The organism is Acetivibrio cellulolyticus CD2 (assembly GCF_000179595.2).
Taxonomy (GTDB): domain Bacteria; phylum Bacillota; class Clostridia; order Acetivibrionales; family Acetivibrionaceae; genus Acetivibrio; species Acetivibrio cellulolyticus.
The window spans coordinates 909,099-932,209 of the sequence record NZ_JH556659.1 but is presented as its reverse complement, the minus strand read 5'-3'; the positions used below and the strand labels follow the sequence as shown (position 1 = coordinate 932,209).

General features: G+C 34.1%; 22 protein-coding genes, 1 tRNA gene and 1 pseudogene. 7 read left to right on the top strand and 17 right to left on the bottom strand.

The genetic code is table 11. The features are described 5' to 3' along the window. Positions 1 to 536, top strand: a 536-nt coding sequence (locus ACECE_RS28765; protein ID WP_010252031.1) for an IS1634 family transposase, incomplete at its 5' end; no start/stop codon positions are given. A 196-nt stretch (positions 537 to 732) separates the two neighbouring features. Here the strand turns inward: ACECE_RS28765 and ACECE_RS0224040 are convergent. The 3 genes from ACECE_RS0224040 to ACECE_RS0224030 all read right to left on the bottom strand — a co-directional run bounded on the left by ACECE_RS0224040 (position 733) and on the right by ACECE_RS0224030 (position 3,489). Continuing rightward, positions 733 to 1,932, bottom strand: a complete 1,200-nt coding sequence (locus tag ACECE_RS0224040) for a M24 family metallopeptidase (protein ID WP_010252029.1) — start codon at positions 1,930 to 1,932, stop codon at positions 733 to 735. 169 nt (positions 1,933 to 2,101) lie between these two features. Next, positions 2,102 to 3,010, bottom strand: coding sequence for a helix-turn-helix transcriptional regulator (locus tag ACECE_RS0224035; protein WP_010252018.1), 909 nt, complete (start codon positions 3,008 to 3,010; stop codon positions 2,102 to 2,104). A gap of 71 nt (positions 3,011 to 3,081) precedes the next feature. Then, positions 3,082 to 3,489, bottom strand: coding sequence for an arsenate reductase/protein-tyrosine-phosphatase family protein (locus ACECE_RS0224030; RefSeq protein ID WP_010252015.1), 408 nt, complete (start codon positions 3,487 to 3,489; stop codon positions 3,082 to 3,084). Between the two features lie 318 nt (positions 3,490 to 3,807). On the opposite strand from ACECE_RS0224030, the gene ACECE_RS0224025 reads away from it, so the two are divergent. Next, positions 3,808 to 4,197, top strand: coding sequence for a hypothetical protein (locus ACECE_RS0224025; protein WP_010252012.1), 390 nt, complete (start codon positions 3,808 to 3,810; stop codon positions 4,195 to 4,197). Between the two features lie 68 nt (positions 4,198 to 4,265). After that, positions 4,266 to 4,748, top strand: a complete 483-nt coding sequence (locus ACECE_RS0224020; RefSeq protein WP_205410221.1) for a carboxypeptidase regulatory-like domain-containing protein — start codon at positions 4,266 to 4,268, stop codon at positions 4,746 to 4,748. Between the two features lie 159 nt (positions 4,749 to 4,907). On the opposite strand, the gene ACECE_RS0224015 is transcribed toward ACECE_RS0224020, so the two are convergent. The 6 genes from ACECE_RS0224015 to ACECE_RS0223990 all read right to left on the bottom strand — a co-directional run bounded on the left by ACECE_RS0224015 (position 4,908) and on the right by ACECE_RS0223990 (position 11,854). Continuing rightward, positions 4,908 to 6,035 (bottom strand): tetratricopeptide repeat protein, encoded by a 1,128-nt coding sequence (locus tag ACECE_RS0224015; RefSeq protein WP_010252008.1) that lies wholly within the window; start codon positions 6,033 to 6,035, stop codon positions 4,908 to 4,910. 140 nt (positions 6,036 to 6,175) lie between these two features. Further along, positions 6,176 to 7,453, bottom strand: coding sequence for a bifunctional folylpolyglutamate synthase/dihydrofolate synthase (locus ACECE_RS0224010; RefSeq protein ID WP_010252007.1), 1,278 nt, complete (start codon positions 7,451 to 7,453; stop codon positions 6,176 to 6,178). A 169-nt stretch (positions 7,454 to 7,622) separates the two neighbouring features. Continuing rightward, positions 7,623 to 10,370: a preprotein translocase subunit SecA gene (gene secA / locus ACECE_RS0224005; RefSeq protein ID WP_010252006.1), complete on the bottom strand. Its 2,748-nt coding sequence runs from the start codon at positions 10,368 to 10,370 to the stop codon at positions 7,623 to 7,625. Positions 10,371 to 10,393: 23 nt separating this feature from the next. Continuing rightward, positions 10,394 to 10,990, bottom strand: coding sequence for a DUF5317 domain-containing protein (locus tag ACECE_RS28760; RefSeq protein WP_010252005.1), 597 nt, complete (start codon positions 10,988 to 10,990; stop codon positions 10,394 to 10,396). A 75-nt stretch (positions 10,991 to 11,065) separates the two neighbouring features. Next, positions 11,066 to 11,479, bottom strand: a complete 414-nt coding sequence (locus ACECE_RS0223995) for a hypothetical protein (protein WP_010252004.1) — start codon at positions 11,477 to 11,479, stop codon at positions 11,066 to 11,068. A gap of 75 nt (positions 11,480 to 11,554) precedes the next feature. Next, a complete protein-coding gene (locus ACECE_RS0223990; RefSeq protein ID WP_026073984.1) occupies positions 11,555 to 11,854 on the bottom strand; it encodes a YerC/YecD family TrpR-related protein in 300 nt (99 codons plus the stop codon). 722 nt (positions 11,855 to 12,576) lie between these two features. Between ACECE_RS0223990 and ACECE_RS0223985 the strand changes: the two genes are divergently transcribed. Further along, positions 12,577 to 13,893 (top strand): CCA tRNA nucleotidyltransferase, encoded by a 1,317-nt coding sequence (locus ACECE_RS0223985; protein WP_010252001.1) that lies wholly within the window; start codon positions 12,577 to 12,579, stop codon positions 13,891 to 13,893. Between the two features lie 77 nt (positions 13,894 to 13,970). Here the strand turns inward: ACECE_RS0223985 and ACECE_RS0223980 are convergent, their stop codons facing one another. Then, on the bottom strand, positions 13,971 to 15,338 hold the full coding sequence (locus ACECE_RS0223980; protein WP_010252000.1) for a cache domain-containing protein: 1,368 nt from the start codon (positions 15,336 to 15,338) through the stop codon (positions 13,971 to 13,973). A gap of 437 nt (positions 15,339 to 15,775) precedes the next feature. Continuing rightward, positions 15,776 to 16,240: a pyridoxamine 5'-phosphate oxidase family protein gene (locus tag ACECE_RS0223975; RefSeq protein ID WP_010251998.1), complete on the bottom strand. Its 465-nt coding sequence runs from the start codon at positions 16,238 to 16,240 to the stop codon at positions 15,776 to 15,778. Between the two features lie 248 nt (positions 16,241 to 16,488). On the opposite strand from ACECE_RS0223975, the pseudogene ACECE_RS28755 reads away from it, so the two are divergent. Next, positions 16,489 to 16,917: pseudogene (locus ACECE_RS28755) on the top strand (histidine phosphatase family protein); the annotation flags it as partial. Positions 16,918 to 17,195: 278 nt separating this feature from the next. Here the strand turns inward: ACECE_RS28755 and ACECE_RS0223965 are convergent. The 3 genes from ACECE_RS0223965 to ACECE_RS32460 all read right to left on the bottom strand — a co-directional run bounded on the left by ACECE_RS0223965 (position 17,196) and on the right by ACECE_RS32460 (position 18,103). Further along, positions 17,196 to 17,444, bottom strand: coding sequence for a hypothetical protein (locus tag ACECE_RS0223965; protein ID WP_010251994.1), 249 nt, complete (start codon positions 17,442 to 17,444; stop codon positions 17,196 to 17,198). Between the two features lie 138 nt (positions 17,445 to 17,582). Next, the gene (locus tag ACECE_RS32465) at positions 17,583 to 17,843 is read right to left on the bottom strand and encodes a hypothetical protein (RefSeq protein WP_407636679.1); all 261 of its coding nucleotides are present in this window, start codon (positions 17,841 to 17,843) and stop codon (positions 17,583 to 17,585) included. Beyond that, positions 17,840 to 18,103, bottom strand: a complete 264-nt coding sequence (locus ACECE_RS32460) for a UPF0236 family transposase-like protein (RefSeq protein WP_026073983.1) — start codon at positions 18,101 to 18,103, stop codon at positions 17,840 to 17,842. Before ACECE_RS32460 ends, ACECE_RS32465 begins: the two co-directional genes overlap by 4 nt. Before the next feature lie 118 nt (positions 18,104 to 18,221). On the opposite strand from ACECE_RS32460, the gene ACECE_RS0223950 reads away from it, so the two are divergent. Next, entirely contained in the window at positions 18,222 to 19,082 is an 861-nt protein-coding gene (locus ACECE_RS0223950) for a helix-turn-helix domain-containing protein (protein ID WP_010251989.1), read from the top strand. Between the two features lie 147 nt (positions 19,083 to 19,229). Continuing rightward, complete coding sequence (locus ACECE_RS29830) at positions 19,230 to 20,351, top strand: stalk domain-containing protein (protein ID WP_010251980.1); 1,122 nt, start codon at positions 19,230 to 19,232, stop codon at positions 20,349 to 20,351. Between the two features lie 667 nt (positions 20,352 to 21,018). Here ACECE_RS29830 and ACECE_RS0223940 read toward each other — a convergent pair. From ACECE_RS0223940 to ACECE_RS31380, 3 genes are all read right to left on the bottom strand, one after another. Then, a tRNA-Leu gene (locus ACECE_RS0223940) sits at positions 21,019 to 21,102 on the bottom strand. 89 nt (positions 21,103 to 21,191) lie between these two features. After that, positions 21,192 to 22,451: a methyl-accepting chemotaxis protein gene (locus tag ACECE_RS0223935; RefSeq protein ID WP_010251978.1), complete on the bottom strand. Its 1,260-nt coding sequence runs from the start codon at positions 22,449 to 22,451 to the stop codon at positions 21,192 to 21,194. A gap of 324 nt (positions 22,452 to 22,775) precedes the next feature. After that, complete coding sequence (locus tag ACECE_RS31380; protein WP_010251976.1) at positions 22,776 to 22,937, bottom strand: hypothetical protein; 162 nt, start codon at positions 22,935 to 22,937, stop codon at positions 22,776 to 22,778. Positions 22,938 to 23,111: the final 174 nt, after the last annotated feature.

The window sequence follows — 23,111 nt, the reverse complement described above, 5'->3', positions numbered from 1 at the left end:
CCCACGATGTTACGCGTTTTATAAAAAGAAATTCAATATCAAAATCTGGGGATAAAGTGATAGACTCTTACTACATTGATCAAAGTGTAATGATGAAAGAAGAAAAATATGATGGTTATTATGCCATAGCCACAAATTTAGATGAGGATGTTAAAACAATCATCGAAATAAGTTCCAAAAGGTACAAGATCGAGGATTGTTTCAGAGTAATGAAAACAAACTTCTCAGCTCGTCCAGTTCACCACCGCAACAGAGAGCGAATAATCGCTCACTTTATGGTATGTTATACTGCACTCCTTATATATCGACTTCTTGAGGTTAAACTCGATGATTATGGGACACATTTCACCACAGAAAACATAATTGAAACGCTAAAGAATATGGAGGTAATAAACGTACAAGACATGTACTATCAATCAATATACAATGGTTCCCAGGTATGTACAGCATTAAATGCTGTGTTTGAGCTTGGTTTAGTTAAAAAATATTACCAACCTAAAGAACTCAATAAAAAGATCAAAAATATTTTAACATAGCTATTTACATACAACATTATACGAACATTAAAAAGAGGCTGAAACCGCACAACTAAGCGGTTTATTGCCTCTTTATTTCTTTTCAACTGTCGAAAATGAGAATATATATAAGCATAACTTATATTTGTTCCAATTTCAACCGCCACATCTAAAATTATCGGCATCTTTTTTAATGAAGATAACTATAAAAATATTTTCAATATACAGGAATCAGGCCCATGTTATCACCTGTGATACACCTTCCACCCTGCTGAGTAACAAGGAACGTGTTCTCAATTCCTACCATTCCAACATTTTTGATCCCCTTTTTTGGCTCAACAGCAAAAACCATTCCAGTCTGAAGAGGTTCATCAAATCCTTGAGCAATGACAGGTAATTCATCCACAATAAGGCCTATACCGTGGCCTAAAAACTTAACCTGCCTCTCACCAAAACCCATAAAATTTTTCAAAAAATCATCTCTTAGTCTACTAATAACAGTTTTATATATGTTTGACGGTATCTCACCTGGTTTTAACATTTCCGCTATTTGATTCTGTATTTCAACACATTTTCTGTGAGCATCGATTGCGTCTTCGCAAAGGGAACTTCCAAACATATAAGTCATAGTCTTGTCAGTGTGATAGCCCTCTACACCGCACCCAATGTCAATAAATACCATATCACCTTTTTTAAGCTTGCGCTCCCTGCTTCCAAATACCGGCACTGCAGGACTCAACCCGTAATTACCTCCAGGTCCGTTAAAATATGAAGGATAAATTGAACTTTCTCCAAAACCAATATGCCCTAACATAATTTCAGTATCAAACATTCCGAAACGCGTTATTCCATGATATCCTTCTTCCATCAATGCTGCAAAAAGCTCTGTTGCAAGTTCAGCCTCGCTCATACCTTCTCTAAGCATTTTAGGTACTCTATCCTCTAAAACCCTTCGGTGTATCTCACCGGACTTTTCCATCAAAGAAAGTTCATATTCACTTTTTACACTTCTAACGGAAGCAATGTATGTATCAACCGACTTTACTTCATCAAAAGGGAAATACTTATGAAATCGCTGATATAAAGCCAGAGGAACAGTTTCCGTTTCAAGATGCACCTTTAGCGGCACTTCACCCTTTTCTATAGGCATTTTAACATCAGCAAAACTATTCATGGGCTTAATGACTTTAAACAATGATTCATCCAATGCCCTCTCAAAACTTCTGCGAACCCATAATATTGCTTCTTCGTTTCTGGGAATGATAAGCATTCCATCCTGCATTGTCCCGGTGAAATAGTAGAGATTAATCTTACTAAAAACTACAACTACTTTCCACTCTGGATCAGACACATCCATTTTATCTCTGAAACGTCTCATTCGTGTTTCCAGTTCTATTAAAGGTACCTTCATCCTCATGCTAACACTCCCATATTAATTCAATCAGAATTGTATCAAGAAACTTATTTAATCTATTTAGTTTAATACATAAAGCATATATTGTAAATATATTAGCTTCAACATAAAAGTATGTGGGAAACTGGTTATCCACCAATCTTCCACACACTTAACAATTCTAAAACTACAATTACTTGTTAACAGGTCTGACCGGTCTGGCTTCAATATATCCTCTATATCCCAACGGTACTAATTGTATCCTCGGTGCATCTTCGTCCGCCCATGTAAAACCATAAATTTCAGGATTGTATTTTTTCATTACATCCCACAATTCTCCAATAGCATCTTCAAACTTTTCATCTTCAAAAGGCTGCCCTTGAAAAACCATCATCTTGCAAGGCGGCAATTCAATCAGCTCAAATCCTTCAGGAACTTCGCCCTTATAATCTGCAGGAACCTCTACACCTTGAGCATAAATTGATGTACCTGGCTTTTGCAGGTTTTTCGGAAGCCACATTCCAACTGGTTCATATATGGCTTCTTTTATACTCGTGAGCACCCCCCACACATCACAGCCTACTTCCTCGCAATATTCAAAGTAATGTCCGGCATTAATACCACGCTTTAAAATGAGTTTTCGTTGAGGTCGTTCAATAACTTGAACAAAAACCGTATTGACGTTTGAATTTTCAGGCATGCTATCCTCTCCTTTTTGTAATATGAGATAATAATCATGAATACGACTGGGTAAAAATAGCTTGATAGGCGGTGTATTTTTGCTATAGTACTGCGGAGTCATTCCAAATTGTTTGGAAAATGCTCTCGTAAAGCCTTCGTGCGAGTCAAAGACAAAATCGAAAGCTACATCAACAACTTTAACATCCTCATCACGTAACTTCAAAGCTGCTCTGGTCAACCTTAGGACCCTTATGTATTCAAAGGGCGTTTTTCCCATGAGCTCCTTAAATATCCTTGCAGAGTGCCATGGCGAATACCCTGCAACATTTGCAAGCATATGAAGAGTTATTGGTAAATTTAAATGCGCTTCAATAAAATCCTGCATTCGTTGTACTGCATTTATTTTTTCCCAGTTATCCATTTCCTTACCTCCTGTATAAAGCATAACACACTACAAAAGAGGTCTTCTTGACTTTCTTTGCTAATTTATTATTATTCTATTTCTTTATTTCTAATCCTTTTTGCTAAATCCTTGACTTTCTCCTCAATTATCATGGCAGTTTTAAAAAAATCCTCGTCACTCTTGCCAGTCGGGTCATCAATTCCCCAATCCTCTTCATGGTTAGATGGCATAAACGGACATATAACGTTGCACCCCATTTTAATTACTATGTCAACCTCCGGTATTTCATCAATCAGTTTAGAACGCTGAGTATCATTCATATTAATGCCATATAGCCTCTTTATAATTCTTACTGCATCCTGATTTATATGTGGTTTTGTTTCCGTCCCTGCAGAATATGAATCAAATACATCGGAAGCAAATAGTTTGCCCAATGCTTCTGCCATCTGTGATCTACATGAATTGTGAACACATATAAATGCTACTTTCAGTTTCATAGTATTGCCCCTCCATAAGTAATTCAATTATATTTTAATTTTTGAAAGACAAAAAAGCAACTGTGTTAATATTGATTTAACTCAGCTTAACAAAAGCTTAACATAACATCCCATAAGTCAATGGCATTTCATTATGAAAAGGATATTTATGTATACCTAGAATCCAGCTTACAAATTGTTATCCTATCTATCAATGTTACAAATCCCTTCTACAATAGTCAATTATACTTTTTATAGAAAACCATCACATTTGATTACATAAAGAATACTATATAATGTAACCAAAATTAACCTAAATAATTGAAAGGAGTCCTACCTATGTTAGACATCGATTTAAACGAATTAAAAGCCCAATTGAAAGCCGAAATCAAAGCTGAACTCGAATCTACACTCAAAGCTGATCAGGATGTGGACGTAGCAGAAAAAGAATATCACAGCCAGAATCAGGTTAACAAACAGATCAACTACAACGTTTTGACACAAAAACAGGTACAGGGCCAAAGCACTGATAACGATGCTGATAACAAAGCTGAAGCTGAAAATGAAAATGAAATTAAAGCTGAAAACAAAACAGTAGCTGAAAATGAAGCTGAAAATGAAGTTAAAGCTGAAAACAAAACAGTAGCTGAAAATGAAGCTGAAAACAAAACAGTAGCTGCAAATGAAGCCAAAGCAAATGCTGCAGCAGGTCAAGGAAAGAAATGGTAACTTAATAAGTTAATAATCAGTATGTAGTGGGGGACTTCCCCCACTGCTACATAAATAAAAATTGATTTGTGCCGGAAAAAGGAAGTGAAAATATGGAGTCGCAAAACCGTTTTCTTGAAGAAAAGATTTATGAACAAGAAAAACCGAATAAGGGAAAATATTTGGAAACCGATAGTTTTCAGTATAACTCACAGGACCTTGACCAGGAACAAAAAGTTGATGTAAATCCGGTACAAGTAAACACACAAAATGTTAATGTTTATGTTAAGAACGAAAAGATTGATTACTCTGGAAAAATCACTGGCGTTACCATTTTGAAGAAAAACAGCGAAACTGTTCAGTATGTAAATATATTTTTATATTTCTGTCAAAAATGTGGTCTTCCCGTATTCGAAACCAATTCTGATAGTAGTGGAAACTTTATTATAGAAGATATACCCCCGGGATATTATATTTTGTGCGCACAACTTGGAAGCAACTTAAAATGCCAGTCATATCACATTAAAGTTTTGCCTGGCCAATCTGTACATCAAACACTAATGTTAAGTTAAGATAGACTTTTAACCAATAATCTTTAAATAGGCAACTCTATATTACAAACCCCGAAGCTGCATACAATTATTAAACTGTTCGGGGTTTGTATATTTTTCTTGTCGTTTTTAACTTTCATCCCGCTAAGTAATATTTCAGCTATTCCTTAGCTCCTAAGTTTAGGAATTCATCTCATTCATTCTACTTTGGGAGTATCTTGCAAAAGAACTGGAAGGATATTTGGAAATAACTTCTTTAAAAGCCTCTAAAGCCTTGTCTCTATTGTTTAACTCCAAATAGCATACTCCTCTATAGTATGTTGTTGCATTTGAATTTTTCCATTCACCAACATACAGCACAACCTTATCAAACTTCTCAAGAGCTTCCTTAAATTGTTTCTTCTTATACAACTCTCTGCCTTGAGTGAATATTTCCTTGGCAGCCTTCTCCATTGCCTGTCCCCGTAAACTATCATATTTTGCTTTTTCTATTCCTTTAAGTTCCGCAGCATTTAATGCAGCTAACATATCAGCAGCTGCAACATAATTTTGTTCTAAAACCAGCTTGTCTATTTCCAATAGTTTTGTTAGATTTGAATAGTTTTGTGTACTATTTTTCAAGTTATCCAATTGCCCTAATAAAACTTTGTACTCCTCATTCAACTTATTGTACTTTTGTTCAAAATCTTCTTTATTTTCAGCTTGAGATGTATTATCTATACTACTTGAAGTATGTACAACAGCTTCCTCAGATTTAAATCCAAAACTAAGCAAAAAAGCCACCAAAACGCCAGCAGCAAACCCAAGAATATATTTAGCAGGATCCTTTTTTAAAAGCTGCTTAATATTTGATATATAATTTGTTGTGGCATAGCTAAGTTCGCCAGTATTTTTTTCATTTGCACAAGCTACTTTTTTACTTTCCTTTTTATCCTTCTGATTTCCTTTAACATTACCAGATTGATTATAATTTGGATCTAAAGCTTTTATATACTCTAAAGCTTTCAAATTGTTTCTATCTTTGCTAATAACTTTTTCAAAAATTTCTCTAGCTTTGGTATAATCCCCTGTACCAGCATATAATACCCCTAGCAGATTTATAGACTCGCAAGAATCAGGATTTAGAGAAATGGCTTTCTTGAGTTCAATTATAGCAATATCTTCACTTTTAGTACGGAAATTATCTAAAGCTTTGTTATATAGTAAAATTGAGTTTTTTAAATTATCCGGCATGTTCGGGTTAGTCTTTAGCAGCTTGTCAAGATCTATTGGTGTATAGTTCTTCAACTCCTGCTTAAAATCTATCATATGTTCACCTCACTGTTAGTGCTTTTTAACATTACTGTTTTCTTACCTTTCATAAAGCTAAAAATGCAATTCATCTGATCTACGCTCTCAATGCTCTATAAAATTTAAGTTACAGGGCGCAATTATAACCGCTAAAACTTTCAGGGCTTAAAAAAACTTCTAACCTTTCCAATATAATAAAGCGAACCGTAGGCACATATTATATCATCTTCGGAAACAAGGCTTAAACTTGTTTTTACTGCCTCTACAATTGTATCACTAACCAACACATTTTTACAATACTGTAAAACAAAATCTGCCAAATCTTTTGAAGGCAGGGCTCTTCCACTGTCAGGCGTTACTGTTATATAGCCTTTCGCAAGAGGCAAAGTTGGCTCTATAATTGAGCTGATTTCCTTATCTTTCAATGCCCCAACAATGAATAATATCTTTTTCCCTGGAAAATATGCTTTCAGTACCATTGCCAATGCAGCAGCACCTTCTCCGTTATGGGCACCATCAATCAGAAAAACAGGTTGCTTACTCAAAACTTCAAGTCTTCCGGGCCACTTTGCATTAAAAAGCCCTTTTTCAATGCTATTGTCAGATATCTTATATCCCTTTTCTCTCAGAAGTTCTATAGTATTTAATGCAACTGCAGCATTCTTCACCTGATATTCTCCTAATAGAGATATCTTTAAAGAATTCCACACTTTATACGCAAATTCCTGCCCGTCTATAGAGCAACTTTTTATTTTTATGGTTTTAAAGTCCACAATATGTAAAGAAGCTTTCCTATCCTCGCATATTCCGCTTATGACGTTCATTACTCCTTCTGGCTGAGGAAAAACAACTACATCGGATCCATTTTTAATAATTCCACCCTTTTCGAATGCTATCTTTTCAAGGGTATCACCCAGCCTATCCATATGATCATAGCTAATAGTTGTAATAACTGATACCAATGGGTCTTTAATTATATTAGTAGCATCAAACCTACCCCCAAGCCCAACTTCTAAAACAACAATATCACACTCCATCTCATAAAAGTACTGAAATGCTATTGCCATTACTATTTCAAACTCCGTAGGATAAATCCCATATTTTGAAACCATAATATCTACATTTTCTTTGACAAAACCAGTTATTCTCCCAAGATCATCTCCATCTATCTCTGTAGAATTTACTTTAATACGCTCACTAAAGCGTTCAATACTTGGGGACGTATATATACCCACCTTATATCCTGCTTCAATCAGGATGCTGCTGATAAATGTCACTGTTGAGCCTTTACCGTTCGTTCCGGCAACATGAACATACTTAAGTTTGTCTTGCGGGTTGCCCATCAAGCTGAGTAAAGTCTCTATACTTTCAAGTCCAAGTTTAATTCCAAATTTCAATGTCCCATGAATATAGTTTAAAGCTTCATCATAATTCATATTACTACCACTCATCTCCAAGATAAATAATATAAGTCATTTATAAATAATACATTAATAAGCACACACTATATAGTACAATACTATCGGGTTCATACTAAAATTGTGATGACCAAAGTCATCACAATTTTAGTAATATAATTTAAATTGAATTTATAACCAAAAGCAATTATTCATTTTCGCCGCAGCATTTTTTATACTTCTTGCCACTGCCACAAGGACACAAGTCATTTCTGCCAATCCTATCCTTCTGACTCTTAACAACCGGCTTTTTAACCTCATCCCCATGTGATGTTTCCATAGGTTCCGCAACCTTTTCACGTTTTGGTGCCGCCTGTTCACGGTTTAAATGAGTATTTAGAATTACCTTTACAGATTCAAACTGAATATTTCTATTCATTTCTTCAAACATGTCAAAGCCTTCAAATTTATATTCTATAACAGGGTCTCTCTGCCCGTATGCTCTTAAATGAATTCCATGCTTAAGCTGATCCATAGCATCGATGTGATCCATCCATTTCTGGTCGACAATTCTAAGCAACACAACCCTTTCAAGTTCTCTCATAAGCTCAGAACCAAACTCATTTTCCTTTTCATCATACCTTTTTGTTATCATTTCAAGGACTTTTTCTCTTAGGTCATCCTTTGTCATTACTTCTATCTCTTCTTTTGAAAAATTCAAGGAACCTACAGGAACAAAAGCACCTTCTGCATATGACCTAATGCTGTCCCAGTCCCAATTATCAGGATGCGGGCTTTCACTGCAGTAAAGGTGTACTATACTGTCTGCAATACCATCAACCATCTTCAAGAAGCTTTCCTTCAAGCTTTCTCCGTCCAAAACCTTTCTTCTTTGAGAATATATTACTTCTCTCTGTTTATTCATTACATCATCGTACTGAAGTACATTCTTTCTGATTCCAAAGTTTTTTCCTTCTACCTTTTTCTGTGCATTTTCAATTGCACTCGATAGCATTCTATGCTCGATAGCCTGATCGTCCTCAAGACCTAAAGCATTGACTATTCCAGTAAGTCTATCCGAGCCGAAAAGCCTCATCAAGTCATCTTCCAAAGAAATATAAAACCTTGAAGAACCTGCATCTCCCTGACGCCCTGCTCTACCTCTTAACTGGTTATCTATACGTCTTGATTCATGTCTTTCTGTACCTATTATGTGAAGTCCGCCAGCCGCTACTACCTTTTCTCGTTCCGCATTAATTTTATCCTTGAAACCATCATACAGCTCTCTATATACAGCCCTTGCTGCCAAAATTTCCTGGTCATCAGTATCATTAAATCCTGTAGCCTGATTAATCAGATCATCATGATACCCTTTCTTTCTCATTTCCTGTTTTGCCATAAACTCCGCATTACCGCCTAATACTATGTCGGTACCACGGCCGGCCATATTGGTTGCTATAGTAACTGCACCAAACTTACCTGCCTGCGCAATAATTTCCGCTTCCTTCTCATGGTACTTGGCATTTAATACCTGATGAGAAACTCCCCTCTTTTTGAGTATTGAACTTAATAATTCGGATTTTTCAATGGATATAGTACCTATAAGCACAGGCTGTCCTTTCTTGTTACACTCTACTATATCATTTATAACCGCATTAAATTTACCCATTTCATTTTTATAAACGCTATCAGGGAAATCAATCCTGGCAATTGACTTATTTGTGGGAATTACTACAACATCCAGTTTGTAAATATCCTGAAATTCCTGTTCTTCTGTCAATGCAGTACCTGTCATACCTGAGAGCTTGGTGTACATTCTGAAGTAGTTCTGGAAAGTAATAGTAGCAAGTGTTTTGCTCTCCCTTTCAACCTTTACACCTTCCTTAGCTTCTATAGCCTGATGGAGACCATCACTGTAGCGCCTTCCATACATTAAACGTCCTGTAAATTCGTCTACTATGATAATTTCTCCATCCTTAACAACATAATCCTTATCCAACTTCATAATACCGTGGGCTCTTAAAGCTTGATTTATGTGGTGTGAAATAGTGAGATTATCTGAGTCGGAGAGGTTTTCAATTCCAAAAAAAGCCTCAGCCTTTCTCACTCCATCTGCTGTCAATGTAGCAGTATTGGCCTTTTCATCAACAATATAATCAGCTTCTATATCATCAGTATCCTCTTTATCATCTAGTTGTGTAAACACCTTTACTTTAAGTCTTCTTACAAACGAATCTGCAGTCTTATAAAGATCTGTAGATTTATCCCCAGGTCCTGAAATTATAAGTGGTGTCCTAGCTTCATCGACAAGAATACTATCCACTTCATCCACTATTGCATAGTGTAAATCCCTTTGTACCATATCCTGCTTGTATATAACCATATTATCTCTGAGGTAATCAAATCCAAACTCATTATTTGTTCCATAGGTAATATCACAATTATAAGCGGCTCTTCTTTCATTATTATCAAGGCCATGAACAATAAGCCCTACAGATAATCCCAGGAAGTTGTATACCTTACCCATCCACTCACTATCACGTTTTGCCAGGTAGTCATTTACAGTTACAACATGAACTCCCTTACCTTCAAGAGCATTGAGGTATACAGGAAGTGTAGCAACAAGCGTTTTACCTTCTCCGGTTCTCATTTCAGCTATTCTTCCCTGATGAAGTACAATACCTCCAATAAGCTGAACTTTAAAGTGTCTCATCCCGAGAACTCTCCAGGATGCTTCCCTCATAACAGCAAATGCTTCCGGAAGAATATCATTAGTTGTTTCACCTTCTGCAAGCCTTTTTTTGAATTCCTGTGTTTTTCCTTTTAGCTGATCATCACTTAATGCTTTTATTTCGGATTCGAAACTATCTATCTTATCCACAATGGGCACGATTCTTTTAAGTTCTCTGTCACTATAACTTCCAATAATCTTTTCAATCACTTTTTTAACACTCATAAATAAAACCTCCAAAAATTTTTTTAACAAGCTATATCATTCTTCTTCGGAATATTTTCACAATACAAACAAAACTGCAGACATAATACAAATAACCCTACTGCTACAATAATATCTCCAATACTTATTAATGGCATTCCCAAACCCAAAAATCCAGGAACCTGGATTATATCAGCAAAAATTGGGATCTTTGTAATTGAACTAATAACTACATGTTTGTTATCTGCACCTCTTAGTACTAAGTCAGCAGACTTTGCCAGATATGGCTCATCCTTTAAAAGACTTATATCTACCGGCATTCTTCCACCATTAAACATCATTACCAATGCATTTAACAAAGCTCCTAAGCCTATAAACCAAAGTCCTACATATCTTCTATTGATCCAAATTACCAAAAATACAAAACCAAATACCAATCCATTAACCATAATAGTAATAGTGGTACCAAATTTTATCCCTTTTGCTTCAGCAATATTAGATAGAATTTGTAAGGCCACACCCGGTAATAATAGCCATGAATGCTTGAACTTTATATTATAAATACTTGGTCGCCTTCCTGCAAAACTGCTTATAGCGACTCCAATCAATAAAGCAAAAAATATTACAATAATGTAAAGCAATATATCACCTCTAACTCAAATAGAGTGAAATACATATTACAATAGCAAATTCTGATATAATAAAAAATGAACTATTTAATTGATACAAACCGGTGGAGATATATCTGAACGATACAACAGGATATCTTTTGCCAATATTTTCAAATCAGCAAACAGAATAAGAAACAAAAACGGTAAGAATATTACCATTTCTATCATTTTTTTATTAGACAATATCCATGACTTGATATTTGTTCTAGCAGAAAACACATCAAAAGAACAGTTGCTAAATTTTATACTTGAAAAAAGAGTAGAACTTACCTTCAACTCATGATTTTCAATTAAGCATCCGAGTTGAGCAGCAGTCAGTTCTCCTTCATAACCTAAAACTACATCAATAATTTCTTTAGTTAAAATGGAAGGGTCACATAAAATTTCTGTAAAATTTATAATACCATCTGAAGTCAGCGCTGACAAAATCAGCAAACTGATAAATAGTTTTCTTAACATTTGTACCTTCCCTTATATTATTTCTTCCTATAGCAATTTTAACTAATTTCTTAAATATAATCAACAGTTAAATTATTACGAGTCTTTTTTATCCGCCAACCTATCGAGTATTGTCTTGTATCCATCAGCACCATAATTTAAAGCGCGGTTAATTCTGCTTATTGTTGCGGTGCTGGCACCAGTCACTTCGCTTATATCTGTATAAGTCTTACCATCTCTTAACATCATTGCAACTTCAAGACGTTGCGCAAGAGCCTTAATTTCAGCAACAGTACAAATATCCTCAAAAAAATTATAACACTCTTCAACATTATTAAGGAGTAAAATAGCTTCAAAAAGCTTATCAGTCATCTCATCCTTTAGTTTAGAATTCATAAATTCCAACTCCTGTTCACTAAATGCAGTCATTAAAATAATAACCGCCTCCAACATTTCCTTTTAAAGATTTTATTTCTTTGAAATAGTCTTTAAGGAAAATAGGTATAATTTTATTCTACACCCTTAGTGATTACAATATCAGCTTTTTGCTAAAGAGTCAAGAATTCTGTGCAACGCACATTTCCAAACCCCCCGGTATCTCCCGACTGATAAAACAAATTTATTTTGAAAAATGTAGAAAAACTAGTGGTATTCTATACACCATTTATGTTATAATATTATTGAGATTCGAAATACTTTTAAATCCTCATAGTATTAAAAAAATGCATTAATGAGGATTTTTTTTGGAAGTTACCCTTAATTCCAAAGCCATTCAATATATCTTTTTTATAAAATTTCTTTATCAATTCGTTTTCTTCAAAACATTACTTTCTGCTAAAGTTATAGTTCTAGCCTATAAATAAACCAAGTGTGACATCTAAAAAAACAAGTAGGTCAAAACGTTGCTTTTTTGAAATATTTTGTCGAATTTTGTGACTTTAGATCGAATTGTTACATTATTCTACAAATTAGTATATATTAATGTCAAGTAATTTTATAAAAGTTACTCCCCTAAATCCCGCTGCATTCTCCCTTCTCTTCTTTGGAATGCACGGGGTATTTTTTTACCATTTTTAAGGTATACTTTATTCAAAAATCCAATAAAGGTAGGAAACATAATGAGCACTAACTTAATTTTAAAGTTACCCGAGGAAGTTACCTATATAATAAAAAAATTGAATGACTTCAGCTTTAAGGCTTATGTTGTAGGAGGTTGCGTAAGAGACAGCATACTTAATAAGCAGCCAAAAGACTGGGACATCTCAACATCTGCAACACCTGATGAAGTAAAGGCCCTTTTCGATAAAACAATTGACACGGGAATCAAACATGGTACTGTTTCAGTAGTTGTAAACAATATAGCTATAGAAGTTACTACATTCAGAACAGGCTCAACCCAAAATAATAATTGTTTAACTACAGACCTTTCTTATAGGGACTTAACAATGAATACAATAGCATTTCACCCGTCCGAAGGATTATTTGATCCTTATTCAGGAGTGGAAGATATAAAAAATGCAGTAATACGTGCTGTAGGAAATCCATGCGAAAGATTTAAAGAAGACCCATTGAGAATGCTGCGTGCTGTACGTTTCTGCGCTACACTTGGATTTGATATTGAAGAATCTACTTTAGATGCAATTAAGAGAAATAGTGCACTTATTAAAAATACCAGTCAGGAGCGTATAAGAGACGAACTAACTAAAATATTAATATCTTCTCGACCACTTAAGTTAACACTTTTAAGAGAAACAAACCTTTTAGAATACATTCTTCCGGAATTCAACCTATGCTTTGATATCACCCAAAACCACCCTTATCACATTTTCAATGTGGCAATGCACTCTTTGCGGGCAGTATGTGAAATAGAAAATGAAGTTGTCTTAAGGTGGACCATGCTTCTTCATGACACAGGAAAAGCATTGACTAAATCAACCGATAGAGAAGGAATTGATCATTTTTACGGCCACCCTGACAAAAGCACTAAAATTGCAAAAGATGTATTAGAAAGACTCAAATTTGATAATAAAACTATAGCCAAGGTTTGTCACCTTGTTAAAAACCATGATAGACGCATAGAACCCGATTACAAGTCTGTAAGAATGGCAGCAAGTGTAATAGGAGTAGAATCCTTTACAGATCTTTTAAAAGTGCAGGAAGCGGATAAAAAAAGTCAAAATCCTGAATTTCTAAACTCAAGACTTCAAGATCTGTATAAAATAACAGAGATTTACGCTGACATAATTAAAAAAACACATTGCTTAAGCATCAAAGATCTGCAGATTAGCGGAGACGATCTGGTAAATATGGGATTTATCCAAGGTAAAGAAATTGGGTATGTATTGAACAAACTTTTATATGCCATAATAGACAAACCTGAGCTAAATACATATAGTGATCTAATAAAAATTGCAAAGTCCTATAGAAATAAGTGAAAATTGAATAAGTGTAATGTAAAAAAATACAGCAGAGATAGAAATGCCTTCCCCTGCTGTATTAGTTGTAATAAATTTTAATTTATACTTGTATGCAGGCTGACATTAAAGTTCTTAATATCTGATACCATCTTTATAGACAAGAATAAAAACGTTGCAAATGCTATAATAATGGCTAATAAACTAATTTGCGTTATGGCTTTTCTCAAACCTGCTATACGATTAATGGCCAATTTTTTCTCAACGCCCAAAACCCACATACCAATTGTTTTACCGCTTCTATCCTTGAGCGGTATATATCTTGCAATGCATCTTTTGCCTGCAACAGTAGTTTCTCCTGTATATTCCTTACCCTGTTTTAAAACAGTCTCTATAACTTTATTAGATGCTTTTGTTCCTATAGGTCTCGTTCCATCAGACTTTAGAATATTTGTAGAAATCACTGTATCTCCCATAAAAATAGTTGAAAGATATTCTGTATTTGAACCGATTCTATCTACTACTATGTAGTTATCATTAAAAGAATTTGTGCCTTTATATAGCTTATTATATTTAATTGACCAATCGCCCTTATATTGCTCATTAATCAGCGTATATCCCAATTCCAAACTGGTATTCAACCTGTCTTTTATATTATTATATTCAAGATTATTAACAACATTGCCAATTGTGAAACCCTGTATAGTCACCCAAATCACAAGAAATGTACCTATAAGGAATAATGACAGCGATAAAACCTTGCGCCGTGTTTTATTGCTTTTTGACTCAGCTCCAAGGAATGCAACCTTATGTGTGTCTACACCCTTGAGAAATCTTTTTGAATAGAGTATCAATATTCCACAGCCCAGTATACCAGATATTACAGAAATAACAACAATTGAAGCTCTCATTGCTAATATATTGCTGCCCTGAATGCTAATAGAGCTTTTTGGTATACCCACACTCCACATTCCAATCACTTTACCCGCATTGTCTTTTATAGGTACATATTTAACGGAATATTTTTCACCAAGAACAGTTTCAGCCCTTTCATAGGGAACACCTTTTTTTAAAACGATTTCAGCTACCTCATTTGATACCATTGTTCCGACTGTTCTTTCCCCATCCTTATCCAGTTCATTTGTCGCCACTCTTTCATTACCAAGATATATTGTTGCTAGTGAACCAGTTTTTTCTTTAATTTCATCTACAACTTCAAAATTATTGTTTACCAGGTTTTCTCCTATAAAAAGCTTGCCATCCTTCACATTCCAATCACCATCATATCTACTTTTAATGATATTCAACCCTAGGTTTGAAATGCTTTCCACTTTTGCTGATATGGTCTTTTCCACTAAATTATTAACCTTGTTGTCCGTAACAAAAAAGATTGTGGCTGTAAAAAGTGCGATAAGAACAATAGATACCCTCAGCAGTTTCTCCTTTAACATAACTTTTTTTTTCATGTCTACATCTCCCTTAACGTTGTTTTTATATGTAAAAATAAATTTAACCCTATAACATGGAAAAACTAACATTATTGCACAAATACTACATAATACTACACTATGCAACAAAAATTCGCAATGCTTTTTTCCAATTTTGTGTACTTTTTGTTATTTTATTTCAATCAAGTGAATAAAAAAAGAAAGATTACAAAATCATAAAATCTTGTAATCTTTCTCTTCAACTTGGTGCGGATGAAGGAACTTGACCCGCCTTGTAAATACTTTCTTTATGCTCGGGTACGGAAGTATATTTTTTCTCGATTCTTCCTCGGTTAAAACTTCTCTGCCCTACCCAGGCCATGGATGACCGGAGACAAAACTATACTTTGTCACACTGTACCACTATTGTTAATTTTAATTCCAAAATAGCAATCTGTTTGATCCATTTGCAGCCCTCAAGTATGCTTTTCCGCTTTTTCTTTAACAACATTAAGACAGTAATAATAATCTCTGCCATTTTCGAATTTCCATTGTTTTAAATACTCACACCTTATTTCAATAAAAGTTGCCACTTTAAAATGTGCAAAACGTTTGTAATACGCTGAATGTCTACTTTTAAAGATTTTACTTATTTCTGTATTATTTTCATCCATAGGACTTCCAATTATCTTTGCTTTACCCTCTATCTGAATATTATCAATACATAAAGATACATTATCATTTCCTTCAATTTGTTTGCATTTATTTGAGCGTTTACCTGTTAATAAATATATTACAAGCTCATCATTAACAAAACACATCATACGTGATTTTACCTTGTCTTTTAAACAAGTCGATAATACTATAAGTTCGTGTTTTTCTAAGCAATTAACAAATTCCTTTTTTATATCAATATAATTTAATTCCATGCTTTCACCCATATTCTCTCATTATCAGTTTATTGCTTATTATTGTCCCTTTAGATTTTTATAATATCCTCAAAGCCATCCCTAAAAACACGACGCAGGGCGCGTCGGTCTGCGCCCGATTTTATACAACTTACAATTACAATAAAATTTTCGTATATGTAACTATAGTTTAACTTTTCTTATTTTCAACCTTGCATGCTAAATTAAAATAGAATCCTCTTACTTAACAACAATTGTATCATATTTTAATCTTTTAGGGTAGAAATCTTTCTGAAATGGGAAGAATGCAAGCAGTTTATTACGGGCAAACACTCCGTAATCTGCAAATTCCTATTAGTTATCCCATCCAAACTAGCCCTTTTTGTAGAGCTATTCAAACAGCACAATTAGCTTTCGGAAGTATGGGTATCCAAATAGACCCATTCTGGTTTGAGGTTTATAGGTTAAGCAGAAATCTCTCTAGTGCTGAACAAAGTAGAGTATTAGACCATCTTAAATTAAAGCTAGAAGTTAAACCGCCATTAAGCAGTAACAGGGTTATCATTGCTCATAGTTTTCCAGAAAGGGTTGGCTTGGGCCAAGTTCCAGACATGGGGACAGTCATTATTAGGCCATTGGGACAGGGAAACGGGTATGAAATCGTTAGTAAATTGTCCTTGGCGGATTTAGCGGGTTTGCCAAGATATTGATGAAGAAAAAATAAAGTCCATGTAACAAAATTCGGACTCAAGCACATGGACTTTGAGCTAATTTTTAATATGTACAAGCTGCTTTCTATTGTTAAAAAAGTTCCTATAAGATAAATAGCAAGTAATAAACGAATATATGGAAGTTGTTGAAAGTAACATGAATTTAACTATTGCAAATTTTTCTCGGAATTCTTTGGTATATGTAATTACCTATTCTGAAACCAGAAAAGGTTTGGTGAGCGACCCGTTATTCATTACTACCTTTGTATGCATTGAATTCATTCTTTGTATACTCTCCTCAACCCAATTCTTGACCTGATCTTTAGAACAACATTATCTCTAGATGTGTGATAAACTAATATCTTGTCTTTTGCATGCAAAAGTTCCTTTGTTGCTTCATCATCTGCAACAGGACCTATAACAGCCATCTCATCAACAAATTCTTTATTCTCTTTTATATGAGATTCCAACACTTCAAACTTTACAAATTGATTGGGATATATACTTCTTACTTCACTCCACTTCATATAAATCACCTTCTCTAAAATAGATCTACTAATATTATACCACAAAAACATACTCTCGATAGCCCCGCTCATATCTAAGGATCGTGTCAATTTACTGTAGGAAAATTGTTCAGAGACCACACCTTAGCTGTCTTTCTTCTAAATGGCCTTTAGAGCCTTATAAAGCCCTGTTAATTTTCCTATTTTAAAGACCTCAAGATTACAAACTTTTTCATTAATCCTTGATTTTAAGCCCTGTGATGTTTCCTTCATAATCTTTTTCGTTACTAAATAGAGCTTTTCCTCTTTTTTCTGTGCTCTAACAAAATCAATTACTTTGCCATTGTTTGCCTTAACTGCTCTTAACCTGGCCATTTTGTCGGCCCCATCCTTACTCCATCCCATCGGTCGGCTACTCATTCTAGCTGTAAGTATATGACTGTTATGTCCTTCTGCACTGCATCCAACGATGCGTCATATTCTTCTTCCTGTACCCTGATACCATCCCAATTATTTTTGAAATAATCCCAGCTTTCTTTTATTTCAATTCTCTTTGATTCACTTTCTGTTGACATGTGCAGTTCGTTGAAAACAAGCCCCATTTCTTCTAAATCTGCTTCTTTTAGGCAGTCCCATATCCTGATTGCATATTCCTTCATATGTCCCGTTGCCTTTGTCACATATTTGCAAGTAGTGGAGATAGTATCCCAATATATATTATATAAAGCACTTGTTATTTTATATGCTATAATATATACATATCAAAATGTAAACATTTACTTATTGAGGTGTAAATATATGTTTGAGAATAGAGTTGTTAACAAAATAAAAGATGACTCCCATATTAAACACGACTCGTATTGTTCTGCAGACTTAGCGTTATTTAAGCCCGAATGCTTTGCTTACGGAGAAACTTCATTTGATTGTTTTCATTTTGTTTTGCCCAAAAAAGATGTTCCACCTATATCTGTTGATCAAAAAGAAAAAATTTTATATAAAGCTCATATCTTTTCTACAAACCCCGATCAAGTGTTAGAGGTATCCCAACAACACAATCTAGAAGAAATTGATTACTTGGCGATGTTTATAGAAAAGAAAAAACTCCAGGAATTATCAAAAGATGCCTTTAACAGAAGCAAGGTATCCTTTGATAACGTGAATAATTACCTCAGTAGTATTCTGATACACTATATCAATCTTTTTATAGATGAATGCAAAACCAGACAGTCTGGCTATCAGTTTGTGCTTGATAGCATTGCAATTCAGATATCAATTAATGTTTTAAGGGAATTAAAAAACAATTTACCCAATCAGAATCAAAAAAGGCATTATTCATCAAGAATTGATATTAATAGGGCTATAGATTTTTTGTGGGAAAATACTGCTACAGATTTTTCTCTTGAAACTTTGTGCAAAGTTTCAAACTTAAGTCCTTATTACTTTTCACGCTTATTTAAAGATTCTACCGGCAAAACCCCTTATGAATACTATATGGATCTAAAAATCAATAAGGCTGTTGATCTTTTCAAATCAAAGAAATATTCCATTACTGAAGTTAGCTATATGCTGGGTTTTTCAAATCATAGTCACTTTACTTCAGTTTTTAAAAGAAAGACAGGTATTACCCCATCAGCATTTATTAAATCCATATCACTCTAGCAGCTAAAGCTATCCCAATATCTAGGGAGTATTTTATAATTCAAGGCAATAATTTATTAAAGTAGAGCAAATATTTGATATTATAATATTATTTTAATATGTATAATAAATTTTAAAATAATATATTTTTTCTTAGGAGGTATAAGTATGAAATCAAGAAATGTACTTAGTTTTGTACTTGTTTTTTTAATCACAATTTCTGCATTTAGTTTTCAATGTTTTTCAGCAGACAGTAACAAGTTAATCGCACATTACAAATTTGATGACGATTTTAAGGATTCTTCCGGCAATTCTCTTGATGGAGAAATTAAAGGTGATGTTCCTTTTTCAGAAGGTATTTTAGGAAAAAGTGCACAATTCGGAAATGGATACATAGAAGTTAAGGATAATGATTTGCTTGATTTCAGCTCATCTTTTACAGCTTCAATGTGGGTAAAAATGAGTCCGAATGTAGATAAAGACAATTGGAGCGGAATAAGAACTCTTATTTTAAAAAAGGGAAATAAATATTCCCCATATTATGTTGCCCTTTATCATAGTAAACAGGGAATGGGAGAGTTTGATGGTAACGATTATAATACTACCCGTGTTTCTTCCGGAAAAGAAATGCCGCTTATAGGAGAAAAGTGGTGTATGCTTACATTAACTTTTGATAATGGCAATGTTTCAATTTATCAGGATGATAAATTTATAAAATCAAAAGCTGTAAGTGATGAAGATAAAATATTGAAAAAAACTGAGGGTTCATTATTTATTGGAAATTATGATGGTTCTACAAATAGAGAATTTTACGGTATGATAGATGATCTCAAATTGTACAACTATGCACTTAATGCCACTGATGTTAAAACAATGTACGAAGATGTTATGAAAAGTGCATCAGGCGTAATTGAGCTTCAAATCAACAAATCCAAAATGACTGTAAATAATGTAGAAAAAGAAGTTGACCCTGGAAGAAATACGTCACCTGTAATCGTAAATAACAGAACGTTGGTTCCTATCAGGTCAATTATCGAAGCGATGGGCGGAAATATTGCATGGGATGGAAATGAAAGAAGAGTTGACATTATTTTAAAGGGTAAAACAATAAAATTATGGATTGATAAAACGGAAAGCATTGTTGGGACTGAGAAAAAAGCCCTTGACGTTGCTCCTGCGATTATAAAAGAAAGAACTATGCTGCCTCTAAGATTTGTTACCGAAAATCTTGGAGCAACTATTGAGTGGAATGATACCGAAAAGAAGATAACTATTCGTTATACTCCGTAAAAAATCATCCATTTGTCAAATAAATTTAGATGAAGCTATAGAGTCAAAGGAAGGTGTGATTCTATAGCTTTTTTGTTTTGGTAAAAATCGTTTATTAAAATACCACTATTTTCATTCATGCTTTTTTATCTGTGATAATATACTATAAGCTCAAATCGGTTTTTAATTCTTATTATACATTATGTCTATGAGCCCTTGTGTCAATCTGTTGTTCGTATACTCGTAATATAACCAGTTCAATCTGGGTATGTAATTTTATATGTTATATACTATTGTTATTAAAGACCTGAGGTAAAGGACGTATGGATTGTTGGGACTTATGATCCCGTCGCATAAAGTGTCCCGTCTTCAAGCTTTCATATATACCTCGATTGAGTTGGTTGGGCTTTAAAGCCCGTATCACCGTACGAACGTGGATCACCAGTTAGATTCATTTGCAGAGCAAGAGTTGCAACCATACCTTGTATAAACCTTAAGAGACACAAAAAGCGACCACAATGCAATGAAATGATCGCTTTTTCTATTCTTAATCATCCCATATCAATAAAGAACAAAAGTAAACATGGCTAAAACGCTTAATGGAATGAATCCGCCAGAAGATTTTTTAGACGTTAGAAAATGAGGAAAATTAAAAGGTTTGAAAGATTTAAAAATCCCTCAAACCCTTTGGTGCGGATGAAGGGACTTGAACCCCCACGTCGTCGACACTAGATCCTAAGTCTAGCGCGTCTGCCAATTCCGCCACATCCGCAAGCATATCAATTTGACGACAAAACCTATTATACTTGTGAAAAGTCCTTTTGTCAACAGTCAAATTTAGTATTTTTATCAGTAATTTATCTAACCTATCTTATACTTACTTAATTTATCAGCAAGTTCATTAACCAAATTATCAAGTCTTCCGGAAGCATCCCTCATATCTTCTATATATTTTAATTGCTGCTCTGAAGTAGCTGCCACCTCTTCACTAAATGCTGCTGTTTGTTCAGATACGGCAGAGATGTTTTCAATCGCTGATATTACCTCAGTTTTATCATTTTGCATTTTTGCAACTGCCTGATTAACATCGTTGATTTTAAGAACTATTGAATCTATTGCATTAGCAATGTCGCTAAATGCGCTGTCTGTTTTATTTACAGCTGTATTCTGATCAGCTGATACTTTCTTCATAATTCCCATAGATTCAATTGCCAACATAGACTCTTCCTGTATACTATTCATTAATGTATTAATCTCTTCGGTTGATTGTCTGCTTTGGTCTGCAAGTTTTCTGACTTCATCAGCAACAACAGCAAATCCTCTTCCAGCCTCACCAGCTCTAGCTGCTTCTATTGCCGCGTTCAAAGCAAGGAGATTTGTCTGCTCGGCTATATTCTCAATAGATTCAACAAAGCTTCCAATATCTTTTGCACTATTTGTCAACTTTTCGACTACTGAAAATATCTTTTCAGTAGTATCATAGTTTTCTTTCGATTTATCCCTTAACACTTTAACCGATTGAAGGCCAATGCTATTTAACTCATTTATCTTCCTCGTATCTTCAGTAACACTGCTGTAGCTTTGATATACTAAACTAATCTGCTCTGATAATTTATCCACTAAAAAAACACCCTGCTGAGCTTCGCTCGCTTGCGAAGATGCTCCTTTAGCTATTTCGTCCACCGTTACAGCTATTTCGCTCATGGCCTTTGATGCCATTTCTGAAGCTGTACTCACTTTACCTGTAGATTCCATAATAAGCGAGGACATAGAAAAAAACTTTTCAACAAGTGCACGCATTTCAGTTATTATAGAATTAACAGCAACAGATATCGTCTTAATAATACCTGTATTTTCTGTAGCAATCATATGTACAAAATCACCCTGACTTGCCTTTTCAATATCTGTATTCACATTTTTAATTACTCTTTTAAAAGTCATATTTGTTGCTACATTTATTACAACCGCAATTGTACAGCAAATGATTGTCATAGAAATACTCGATTTAATATTTCCACCCGACATTACATAGATAAATATTGCAGCAAATAATGTTATACAAACAACAATGATGTAAGCAATACCCAAAGGACTTAAAAATCTTTTTAACCGACTTTTCATACAGCACCTCCTGGTACATTTAGGTTTCTTTTAATTTGAGTCTAAATTGGAAACAATTATTTGAATAAATATATTACCTGAACTGAGATATAAAAAATCAAAGAAACTACATATTATTATTTCTATATTTATTCCAAAAATCCTTCTTAACTTTAGTATATTATTAAAAATTTTAAATCCAATATTAAAAGATTTATAGAAAAGTATATGATTTGTAGTTATCGCAGCGGCTATTATTATGCTATTATTACTTTGCTTTCACTTACCGCTGCGATACAAATTTAGAGACAGTCTGAATAGAGATATGAATATATTTCGATTTAATTACTTTACTACAAATAGAATAAACACAAAAACAGCTATGGACAAAATCAATAGAAACATACTCAAACTTGCCAACCTTTTGAGTAGTTTTGACTCTTTTCTCCTGTAGCTTTTAACAGAATAAGTTCTAGGAAGCAAATCATAATCTTTTTCAAAAAACATAATACACACCCCCAAATAAAATTATATAACTCTGACCACAGGCAAATCTACAGGATATTAAAACCAGAAATCTGTTGTTTTAAAAAGCACTAGCTGGTATATTAGTATGTATAGTAGAATCTATAAATAATGTCTGGAGAAATATGATGAGTTTTTTGTATATAATTTTAGCAA